We start from the raw sequence: 11465 nt of genomic DNA on the forward strand, positions 1-11465 counted from the left end.
AAAGAAAAGAATTCTAAAAAAATGAACTTCTTTTCTTCGCTATAGTAGTATTAAATTTTTTCATTAATGCGGGACGTAAAGCTGACAATCCAACGACCTATTCAAAGTTACAGGAAGATAATACTATCATGTATTATACTCTGATAGATCCTATAATTACTATGATTTAAATAGATTTAATATATTTGTTTTTAATTACCTAGGTGTCTGAAAAATTTCCTTCAACTTCTTTCCATTGGTAAAAACCCATATTTTTCATTTGTCAGAAATACTTTTAGAATCAATTCCTAGATGAATCCGTACTTTTTCAAATAAAATATTGTAATTATAGAGTATCAACTTCAATATTATATTCTTTGATTTTACGATAAAGAGTAGAGCGACCTATACCTAGTCTTCTAGCAACTTCACTCATCTGCTCTCGATACAATTTCATCGCTAATCTAATCATTTCTTTTTCAATGTCAGATAAACGGCGTATCTCTCCATATTTATCAATAGAAAAAATAGTTCCTTTCGAAATAGATAAATAATTACTGGATTGAGGGATATTGTTGTTTTCATCTTGCATACAATAAATGTCGAATGTTTCCGATGTATTTGAATTAATTTCTTTTTCTTGATTTCCTGCTTCAAATAATAAGGAAGTAAAACAATCTTCTGTAATATAAGAATCCTTAATCCCAACTACAGATCGCAATATAATATTTTCAAGCTCTTGTACATTATCAGTCCATTTATAATGAGTTAACATAGACAATGCTTTTTCTGACAAATTTATCTGTTGTACATTATTTTCCAGACAGAAACGTTTCAAGAAAAAACGCGCTAACCATGGAATATCATCCTGACGACTACGCAATGTAGGAATCTTGCATGAGAAAATACTAATTTTATAGTAAAGATCTTTACTAAAAACCTGATTCTTAACTTCTTGAAAAAGATTTTTCTCTGTTGCAAAAATAAGACGAACATCTAGCTTTAATGCATTTCTAGAATCATCAAATTCAATTTTCCCTGTCTCAATAAAATGGAGAATCTTTCTTTGTACTTTTAGAGACAATGCGCTTGGCTCTTCTAAAAGGATAGTCCCCCCGTTTGCTTCAACAAACTTTCCAAGAAAATACGTACTATTTTCACCTTGCAAATCCACTTTACCAAATAAATCTTTTTCAACTTTATCCTGATCACTGATTCCACAATTCACAACTACGAAAGGAAAAGAAGCACGTGATCCTGATGCATGAATAGAATGAGCTAATGTCTTTTTTCCAACTCCAAATTCTCCTTCTATCATCACTGGAATAGTACAATATACTGCTTTCCTTGCTAAATTTATCACTTGAATCATTTCAGAGCTGACTGCAATTAAGGAATCTAAAGTAAAATATTTTTGTTCTTCTGCGGAAGAATTTTTTTTCCTTTCTAAAATAGATCGGATAGAATAGAAAAGATGCTCTTGCGAAACTGGATTAAAAAAACATTTGGGAATCCTATCCTGTAAAGAGCTGATAAGAATCTTAAGCTCATCATGTTTTGTTTGCACAATAATTGGGATATTGGGCATCTTTTCCACAATTGTTTGTAAAACTTTTCCTTTATCATCTCCAAAATTGATAAGGCTTAAAAAAATCACATCTACTTTTATTTTATCTAAAACTAACAGATCAGGGCACTGGGATAATACGTCGATAATAAAAACGTCATATCCATAAGATTCCATATACTCTTTGATAAGATTGCTTTGTTCATCATCCTGATCTATAATTAGTAATCCTTGACGATCATCCAAACTCCTTTTTATATGCATTTTCCGATTTTCCTTAATATGGAATAAAACATTATTCCACTCAATCTAATAGCTAGAATTGAAAATCTTATTGGATTAAATGCTCTAATTTTAGGGAAATGATTAAAAAAATGAGATCACTGCTATTCTTAAACAAGATCTCTTTGTATGATCTTATATAAAATTGAAATATTATTCTGTAACTAGAGGATATACGACGATAATGAAGATGACTTACAAATCCCCCACTGATGATTTCGCTCCTAAAATTTTTTTTTCGCCAGATATAAAAAAAGATTCTACAGAATATTTGGGAGATCTTCCTCGCTGGAATCTGAAAGATCTATATCCGTCTCATGATAGCAAAGAAATCTTAACTGATATGGAACGCCTTGATCATGAAAGTCTAGCTTTCAGAACACGTTGGAAAGGTAATTTAGAAAATGCTACTAATCAAACCGGCAGTACTGGATTAGGAGCGGCTATATCTGAATATGAAAAACTTTCTGATCTCGCAGGACGTATTTATTCTTATGCATACTTATTATATAGTACCCATCTATCGGATCAAACTATCTGTAAATTTCATACCGATACGAATGCAAAAATAACTGATTTAGAACAAAGATTGATTTTTTTTACACTAGAAATAAATGATCTAGATAATACGCTTTTAGAAAAATCCTATAATCAAGATTTATTGGCGCTCAAATACTCTCCTTGGATCAAAAATATAAGAAAATATAAAAAACACTTATTGTCAGATGAGCTAGAATGCTTATTTTCTGATACAGCTCAAACAGGATCAGAAGCACTTAAACATTTTTTTTCCGAAACCCTAGAAACTCTCCGATTCAAAGTAAATGACCAAAAATTACCTCTTGAAAAAGCATCTACGTTATTACTGAATCCAGATAGAAAGATACGCGAATCATCTGGAAAGGCGATATCTAAAACATTTGAAAAAAACAGCCATATCTTCTCTTTTATTACCAATACTCTAGCAAAAGATAGAGAAATTCAAGACAAATGGAGAAAATATGAAAATGTTTCCGATAGTCGTCATCTCAGCAATGATATAGAACCGTACGTGATAGAGTCTCTCGTACAATCTGTTAAAAATTATTATCCAAAGATATCGCATAGATATTACAGCTTAAAAAAACAATGGCTAAAATTAGACAAGATGTATTTTTGGGATCGTTCTGCTCCCTTGCTAGACTCATCGGAAGTCATCATTCCTTTTGAAAAAGCCAGGGATATCACTCTCGCATCTTATGCTAAATTTTCTCCTCAAATGTCTGAAATAGCAGAAAAGTTTTTTTCTAATAATTGGATTGATGCCCCTCAATGTGAAGGAAAAGGAATAGGAGCATTTTCACATGGAACTGTACCCTCTTCTCATCCTTATATCTCTTTAAATTATTCAGGGAAATCGCGAGATGTTACGACACTAGCTCATGAACTCGGGCATGGTATTCATCAAGTATTATCAGCTCAACAAGGGGCGCTGATGGCTAATGCTCCACTGATATTAGCAGAAACTGCTTCTATTTTTGGCGAAGCTTTGACTTTCGATTCTTTAATAGATTCAATCTCTAATGAACACGATCGCAAAATATTACTTACCCATAAAATTGAAGATTCACTTAGTAGCATTATAAGACAAATTGCTTTCTACGATTTCGAGCTGAGGATACACACAGAACGCCGTACCGGATCTATTCCTATTCAAAGAATCAATGAAATATGGCTTGAGACCCAAAAAGAATCTCTCGGTCCTGCTTTTGAACTTGATAACTCAGGATATGATAATTTTTGGATGATGATTCCTCATTTTATCCATAGTTCCTTTTATGTGTATTCATATTCTTTTGGTAATTGTCTAGTTAATTCACTATACGAGATATATAAGAGCAATACTGTTGATCAATTTCAGAAAAAATATCTTAATATCCTACGTGCAGGAAATTCAAAAAATCATTCAGAACTTCTTCAACCTTTAAACATTGATCTTTCTGATCCAAATTTTTGGAACAGAGGATTACAAGCAGTTGAAAGAATGATAGATGATCTTGAGCAAATGTAATTGTTACGCTGTTGTGTTACTAACTATATTTAGATCCAAAATGATCTAAAATTTTTATTATTTCGTGACTATTAGGACAATTAGATATGATTGCTCCTCATCTAATCGAAATGATCTGTATGTGGAATGGTTAAGAATCTCGTTTCTTCTTGTAACGAACTAATTCTATAAGCCACTCCACATACAAAAACCACCAATCAAGATATTATTTTCTTGCTAAAAAATATTAAAACTAAGGAACGTATCACAATCAAATCACGATAAATATAGTATCTTACAGTCTAAAAATAATGCACTGAGCAAATAGAATTTGGACTGAAAACCTATAAATCAATCTATGAATTTCTGTTAAGCACATTATATTATTCTCCATTCCTTAAAACCAAGATCATGTACTGATATACCAACCTACAACTCATACAAAGAACAGTAATCAACGATGATAATGATTTTTAAAACATCATCTTAATAATATTCACTAAAATTCAAGAAAAATTTTCTCAATTACTGAGATTTATCCATCATATCTGTATATTTGCACTATTTCTACAATTTTCCGCAATTGCTAATGCAACCATATCAATAATCTCTCTTACATTAACAGCAGCAGGTAAAATATGTACTGGTAATGCTGATCCTAATAAGACCTTTCCAATATACAACCCATTGGTAATAGATTTTACCATTTCCAAAGAAATATTGGCAGAATCAATATTAGGAAAAATCAATAATTTAGCATCTTGAGATAAAGATGTATCCCGCACAGCATTATTACAGAAAATTTCAGAAAAATCAGCCTCTCCTTGTATTTTTTCATCGACTTTTAAATCTCTAGAAAGTTCACGTATCTGCTCTAGAGCTTCATGCATTTTCAACGAGCTTTTCGTATTATGTGATCCAAAATTAGAACGAGACAACAAAGAAACCAGCGGATTCATTCCAAAAGAACGCACAGCTTGAGATGCCAATACCGTATTTTCTGCTATTTCTCTAGCAGATGGATCAACAGAAACATGTGTGTCGGCAAAGAAAATAATCTGATCTTTTGCAACTAATATACTCATTGCTGAATGATTACTTATTCCTGATTTTTTCCCTATAATCTTGTTGATATCTGTCAAATGACTGTCATATTGATCTTCAGACCCACATGTGCAAATCATCACATCAGCTTCTCCGCTTTTCAGTGCTAAAGAACCTACCAGGGTAGCATTAGAACGGAGAATCGTATGCACAGAATCCGAAGATATGTCCTTTTCTCCAGTTAATGCACGATATAAATCAACATAATTTTCCAAAGTTTCCTGACTGTTTAAATCAATAATATCGAAATCTTTTTCAGGAAGGATTTGCAAATCTAAACAGCGGATATTGTTCTGAATAACAGAAGGAGAACCGACAAGAACTGGTCTAGCCATCTTTTCTTTTATCAAAATTTGTGCAGAACGCAAAATACGCTCATCTTCTCCTGAAGAAAATAAAATTCGCTTTAAATCCGCATTCTTTGCAATCGAAAAGATATTTTTCATCAATGATCTTCCCGGAAACAAAAACTGTTTTAATGAATCGCGATAAGCTTCATAATCTTTAATAGGAGAAGAAGCCACCCCAGTTTCCTCTGCCGCTTTAGCAACTGCAGGAGCTATGTATAAAATCAAATTTGGATTAAAAGGAGATGGAATGAGATAATCAGATCCGAAAACAGGATATTCTGTAGAAAAATCATTGTAGACTATATCAAGAGGAACATCTCGAACCAATGCAGCCATAGCATGCGCTGCTGCTACCTTCATCTCTTCATTTATAGAAGTAGCTCCACAATCTAACGCTCCTCTAAAAATATAAGGGAAACAAAGGACATTATTTACTTGATTAGGAAAGTCGGAACGACCTGTACAAATCATTGCATCAGGTCGAATCTCTCTCGCCACATCAGGCATAATTTCAGGAATTGGATTAGCTAAAGTCATTATCAATGGATTAGGAGCCATATATTTTAAAACATCAGGTTTAAGCGCTCCAGCAGCAGATAAACCAAGAAACAAATCAGCGTCTTGCATTGTTTCAGCAAGTGTTTTGAAACCACCATCTTGAGCATAAAATGATTTCCACTGATCAATCTTTCTCTTACGCCCTTTATAAACAAGACCTTCAAGATCATGAATCCAAATATTCTCGCGTCGTACTCCCATTGTTACTAGAAGATTTAAACAAGCTAATGCAGCGGCACCTGCTCCTAAAGTGACAACTTTAATATCACTAAATTTTTTGCCTATTAATTTCATTCCATTTAATGCTGCGGCGGTAACAGTAACAGCAGTTCCATGTTGATCATCGTGAAAACAAGGTATTTTTAGTTTTTGCGATAAAATTTTTTCAACTTCAAAACACTCAGGAGATTTAATATCTTCTAAGTTAATCCCTCCAAATGTCGGTTCCAACGCAGAAATCGTTGAAACCATTGTATCAACGTCTTTTGCATCGATTTCTATATCAAATACATTAATACCCGCAAATTTTTTAAATAATACTGCTTTCCCTTCCATAACAGGTTTAGAAGCTAACGGACCTATATTTCCTAATCCAAGGACAGCAGAACCATTAGATATCACTGCCACAAGATTAGAACGAGTAGTATACATTTGTGCCTTGGAAGGATCTTCAGCAATTATCATACAAGGAGCCGCAACACCCGGAGAATAAGCTAAAGAAAGGTCATTCAGATTATTGAGTATTTTTGTCGCATTAATTTCTAATTTTCCAGGAGAAGGATATTGATGATATAGCAGAGCCTGCTTAAATAAATCATCTTCCTTTTGAAATTGAGGATCTTTCATTTTTTTTGATGATTTTTTTTCCATAACCAAAATCCTTTTTTCAAATTTCAAATACACAATAAAGAAACGATTAACTGCTGTACTCTATTGTATCCATACTGCTGCTTCGAAATTTAATTGCAACTCTAATAAAACTATTAATAACAATTCCTTGCTAATCACAGAGCATTATAGAGGAATACAGTACGCCAATCGACTTTTTTATTATTTATGATCTTTTATTATTCTTAACTAATCCAATAAACGGTAAACAATAAAGAAATGAAAACAAAACTAGAAAACTCTATTTCAACGAACATCATTTCTTCTACTTCAGAGAACGGAGTAAAAGTATTTCGCCTTACCGGGAGTTGGAGGTCAGCAGAAATTTCTAAAATCTCCAAAGGTATACTTATAACTATAAATAAATCTACGCAAGAAGATCTTGCAATCGTTGATCTTTTGGAAATTACAGAAATTGATACCATAGGTGTTGCAACCATAATCTATTTTACAGAGAAATACAGAGGAAAAATACAATTACAAGGAATGACTGCACATATGGAACAATTATTTTCCATTATGTCCTTAAATCCAAACAATAAATTAAAACAAAAAAACCAAAAGATATATTTTCTTATGATATTTTTAGAAAATTGTACCATTATATTCGCAAAAAGGCTTTCAAAAGCATCAATAATTCTTTTATTCAATTACATATTTTAGGATTAATCATTAGCAATGTTGGAGCATTATTCGTTAACATCCATAAGTTCAAGGAATTTTTCCCTTCTCTGATCAGGCAAATTTATTACGTGGGTGTCACCGGAGTCCCAGTGATTATTCTTATATCTTTTGTAACTGGTGCAGTGATCGCACAACAAGGAGCGTTTCAACTTAGTAATTTTGGAGCAGAAATTTTTGCAATTGATTTAATGAGTATCCTTCAATTACGTGAAATAGGAGTATTGCTAACAGCTGTTATGGTTGCCGGACGCTCTGGAAGCGCTATTGTAGCTGAAATTGGTTCTATGAAAATCAATGAAGAAATAGATTCTCTCAAAACGATAGGCATAGATCTCGTTAGAGTTCTAATATCTCCACGCATTTGGGCGCTTATAATTTCATTGCCATTACTCACCATTTTAGCCAATTATTCTGCTATTGTTGGAGCATCTATAATCGTTTGGAAATACTATGATATTCCTTTTTCTGTGTTTTTTGCACGCTTTCATTCCACAGCAACATTAGGAAACGTTTTTACAGGATTAATAAAAGCTCCTTTCATGGCATGCGCTATTGGAATAGTCGCAATGAAAGAAGGATTCGGAGTGGGAACAAATTCGGACTCTCTTGGAAAAAGGGTGACAACGTGCGTTGTTCAATCAATTTCCATGGTGATTATTATAGATTCACTATTTGCAATTTTCTATTTTGCAATTGGCATATAGATTTATAAGGAACGATAATGCAGTTAGATAATATATCACTTCAAAAAGAAAAAATATTATCTGTTCAGAACCTTACGGTTAAATTAGAAAATAAAACTATACTAAAAAATATTAATTTAGATATGTCGCGCGGAGAAATTCTTGGAATTATTGGACCATCAGGATCAGGAAAATCAATTCTAATGCGTGCAATTCTAGGGCTTATACCTCGTTTTTCAGGAGAAGTTAAAGTATTAGGAAAAAATCTTAACCTTTCTACAAACAAAAAAGATAATACTATCAATACCAAGTTCGGGGTTCTTTTTCAACATGGGGCATTATTTTCATCTATGACTGTCCAAGAAAATATTAGCATTCCTATTCGAGAACATCTTAATCTTCCTGAAGAGCTTATTAACGATATCGTTCAAAACAAAATGTCTATGGTGGGGTTACCTATAGAAGTTGCCGATGTGTTACCTTCTCAATTATCAGGAGGAATGATTAAACGTGTTTCTTTAGCACGATCTTTAGCTATTGATCCTGATCTCATCTTCTTAGATGAACCAACTTCTGGATTAGATCCGATAGGAACATCAGAATTTGATAATTTACTTATAAAATTACACCATCTTTTGGGATTATCAGTATATATGATTACGCACGATCTTGATAGTTTAGTCTCTACTTGTAGCAGAGTGATAGTTCTTAAAAAAAAAGGCATTCTGAAAGAAGGAACTATTTCGGATATTCTAAATTCCAACGATCCCTGGATACGCTCTTATTTTAGCAGATTTACAAAGGAACCTAAATAATTAATGGAAGTTAAAAACTATTATACAGCTGTGGGATTTTTTGCAATTTCAATCCTACTTTTATCATTTTATTCTATATATTGGCTATCACGCAATGACCAATATAATGGTCCCACGACTGAACTCATTATTCGTATTCCAGGATCAGTAGAAGGTCTTGCAGTTAATTCATCTGTCCGTTTTAATGGTATTCCAATCGGCCATGTTACTGGGTTATTCGTTGATAAAGACAACCCGCATTACTCTATGGCTCAGACACTCGTTCGAGTTGATGTTCCTTTATATCCTTCAACCAAAGCAATGATCAAAGCACAAGGAATAACAGGCATGACATATATAGAGCTGTCTACTGAACGCACAGAAAATTATACCCTCTTTCAAACCGCTACCAAAGAAAAAAAAATCGCTATGATTACCGCCATCCCTTCAGGAATAAATCATCTTTTGTCAACTGCAGAAGATACATTAAACAAAATAAATGTATCGTCTGATCAGATTCAAAAAATTATAAACAATGCCGACAACCCTCTTAATAGAATTATAAAAAATTTTGAAACTATCTCGACAATACTCGTAGATAATGTTTCTGATTTAGACAAAATGATACATAGAAAAAATAATGTTGCCGTTGATTTTACAAAGACTCTTAGCAATACTTCTGATTTTATCACATCATTAAACAAAACAATTAAAGCCGTTGATATACAAAAAATTAATCAGATAATCGAAAATATTCAAGTGGTTAGCAATAATTTCATTAAATCATCTGATCAAGTTACAAATACAATCAATGATTTACAAGAAACGACACACACTTTTCAAGGAGTAGGGAAAAAAGCAGATCACCTCTTGTCAGATGTTTCTTCTCAAATACACAGTAAAGAAGCTTTTGATTTTTGGGAAAATATTTCTGAATCTAGCTCAAATATACGTAACAGTACATCTGCTATACGGGAAATTACAGATCATAGTCAAAAAATTATTTTAACCATTGATACAATAGAAAAAATGACAGAAAATCTTAATAATTCTTCCATAAAATTGAAAGAGTTAATGACAACAATCAATAGCTTTACAGATTCAGAAGGAAAAAAATCACTTATTGAAGACGCTCAAAAAGCAATACGATCTTTTCAAAATACTACTGAAAAAATCAATGAATATATTCCCCCTATTGCAAAAAATTTGCAAAATTTTTCAAATTCTGGCCTGTATGACTTGCAAAATCTTATCAGAAATCTCCAGGAAACAGTCGGTCATTTTGACGATTCTCTCAGTAATTTCGAACGCAATCCTCAAAATATTATATGGGGGAAAGAAACTGTTAAACAATATAAACCTAAACACTAATCAAAATGGATGAGTGAACTTATGGATAAAAAATTAAAAAAAATTACCAAGAACATGAGATTGTGTATTCCTGCCATATCATTGTGCATGTTTCTCTCTTCATGTTTTGGGAATATCCCTAAAAATATATTTGATTTAACAGAAAGCACAAAACATAATCAATCTATCCAACATAATGTACGACTTACCATCAACGAACCTGTGACATCAAAAACTCTAGATAGCCCAGATATTATCGTCCGCTCTTCCCCCGTTGAAATACAATATCTGATAGGATCTCAATGGAGTGATAGATTGCCACGCATGGTACAATTAAAATTGATTGCAAATTTTGAAAATAATGGAAAAATATCAACCATCATTAAACCCAATCAAGGAATTTATCCAAATTATCAAATCTCTTCTATTATTAGAGCTTTCGAAATTGATATTCATCATCATTATGCTATAATTGAAATATCTCTAAAAATCATTGATATAAATACCGGTAACATAATAGCACAGAAAGTTTTTCATGTTGAAGAAGCTTTTGAAGAGGATAATAAATTATGTTTTATTGAGTCTCTTAATCGTGCTTTTTCTCGTATTTCCTCGGAAATTATTAATTGGACAGTCTCATCCCTTCCTTAAATTATGATCGGTGTGATAAAAAAAGAGCAATTAGAGTAAAAGAACGATGACAAATTTTGCAGAAAAGATTAAAAGAATCCACTGGGCTCAAACATTCAACAACAATTCCACTTTATCCTTTCCTACGAGCCACTAGACCTTTGAAACTCTTACCCAGCAAGCGAAAACCTACCTTTTACATTCATAAACTACCACCTTACGTTTCCTCAAAGTACTGTTCACCGGCCCCCTATTCCAGGGTTGAAAACAAACTCTCTAATCGCTGATATACGGTTTTCAGCAGCATTATAAAGTATTAAAGAAATCTTAAAACTTGATCTAAAGTTTTCAATATGCTTCCATCTCATAAGAAGATCATCCGCTTATTGAAGCGTAATACTCATATCTTCATAAATATTATTTCCTGTATGGACACAGCCAATAATAGCCCATGCTCCAGAAGGATATTGATAGGCCTTGTAAGTGTCCCTCAAATCTCTTGATTAAAATCGATTAAGCTTAGGTATTTTATAAACATATAATAAGATTTAAAAAATTGGCAACGTT

Annotated in this window: 8 protein-coding genes; 6 read left to right on the plus strand and 2 right to left on the minus strand. The window is 32.6% G+C overall.

The annotated features are described in order from the left end of the window. Positions 1 to 325: 325 nt before the first annotated feature. Positions 326 to 1810, minus strand: a complete 1485-nt coding sequence (locus CKC_RS04785; RefSeq protein WP_013462393.1) for a sigma-54-dependent transcriptional regulator — start codon at positions 1808 to 1810, stop codon at positions 326 to 328. A gap of 202 nt (positions 1811 to 2012) precedes the next feature. On the opposite strand from CKC_RS04785, the gene CKC_RS04790 reads away from it, so the two are divergent. Further along, positions 2013 to 3878 carry a M3 family oligoendopeptidase gene (locus CKC_RS04790; protein ID WP_013462394.1) on the plus strand — a complete coding sequence of 622 codons (1866 nt, stop codon included), beginning with the start codon at positions 2013 to 2015 and terminating at the stop codon, positions 3876 to 3878. Between the two features lie 521 nt (positions 3879 to 4399). Here CKC_RS04790 and CKC_RS04795 read toward each other — a convergent pair. After that, positions 4400 to 6739: a phosphate acyltransferase gene (locus CKC_RS04795; RefSeq protein ID WP_013462395.1), complete on the minus strand. Its 2340-nt coding sequence runs from the start codon at positions 6737 to 6739 to the stop codon at positions 4400 to 4402. A 237-nt stretch (positions 6740 to 6976) separates the two neighbouring features. Between CKC_RS04795 and CKC_RS06340 the strand changes: the two genes are divergently transcribed. From CKC_RS06340 to CKC_RS04820, 5 genes are read left to right on the plus strand one after another with little or no spacing between them, the layout of a single operon-like run. Beyond that, entirely contained in the window at positions 6977 to 7420 is a 444-nt protein-coding gene (locus CKC_RS06340) for an STAS domain-containing protein (RefSeq protein WP_013462396.1), read from the plus strand. Next, positions 7351 to 8145, plus strand: coding sequence for an MlaE family ABC transporter permease (locus CKC_RS05855; protein ID WP_244391953.1), 795 nt, complete (start codon positions 7351 to 7353; stop codon positions 8143 to 8145). The genes CKC_RS06340 and CKC_RS05855 overlap by 70 nt, the downstream gene beginning before the upstream one ends. A 17-nt stretch (positions 8146 to 8162) precedes the next feature. Beyond that, a complete protein-coding gene (locus CKC_RS04810; RefSeq protein WP_013462398.1) occupies positions 8163 to 8939 on the plus strand; it encodes an ABC transporter ATP-binding protein in 777 nt (258 codons plus the stop codon). A 3-nt stretch (positions 8940 to 8942) separates the two neighbouring features. Beyond that, on the plus strand, positions 8943 to 10289 hold the full coding sequence (locus CKC_RS04815) for an MlaD family protein (RefSeq protein ID WP_013462399.1): 1347 nt from the start codon (positions 8943 to 8945) through the stop codon (positions 10287 to 10289). A 21-nt stretch (positions 10290 to 10310) separates the two neighbouring features. Then, positions 10311 to 10919, plus strand: a complete 609-nt coding sequence (locus CKC_RS04820; RefSeq protein WP_013462400.1) for an ABC-type transport auxiliary lipoprotein family protein — start codon at positions 10311 to 10313, stop codon at positions 10917 to 10919. Positions 10920 to 11465 lie beyond the last annotated feature (546 nt).

The organism is Candidatus Liberibacter solanacearum CLso-ZC1 (genome assembly GCF_000183665.1).
GTDB lineage: Bacteria > Pseudomonadota > Alphaproteobacteria > Rhizobiales > Rhizobiaceae > Liberibacter > Liberibacter solanacearum.

Coding starts and splice junctions, on each gene's coding strand:
- CKC_RS04815 (WP_013462399.1), top strand. CDS start 8,943: ATGGAAGTTAAAAACTATTATACAGCTGTGGGATTTTTTGCAATTTCA.
- CKC_RS04785 (WP_013462393.1), bottom strand. CDS start 1,810: ATGCATATAAAAAGGAGTTTGGATGATCGTCAAGGATTACTAATTATA.
- CKC_RS06340 (WP_013462396.1), top strand. CDS start 6,977: ATGAAAACAAAACTAGAAAACTCTATTTCAACGAACATCATTTCTTCT.
- CKC_RS04795 (WP_013462395.1), bottom strand. CDS start 6,739: ATGGAAAAAAAATCATCAAAAAAAATGAAAGATCCTCAATTTCAAAAG.
- CKC_RS04790 (WP_013462394.1), top strand. CDS start 2,013: ATGAAGATGACTTACAAATCCCCCACTGATGATTTCGCTCCTAAAATT.
- CKC_RS04810 (WP_013462398.1), top strand. CDS start 8,163: ATGCAGTTAGATAATATATCACTTCAAAAAGAAAAAATATTATCTGTT.
- CKC_RS04820 (WP_013462400.1), top strand. CDS start 10,311: ATGGATAAAAAATTAAAAAAAATTACCAAGAACATGAGATTGTGTATT.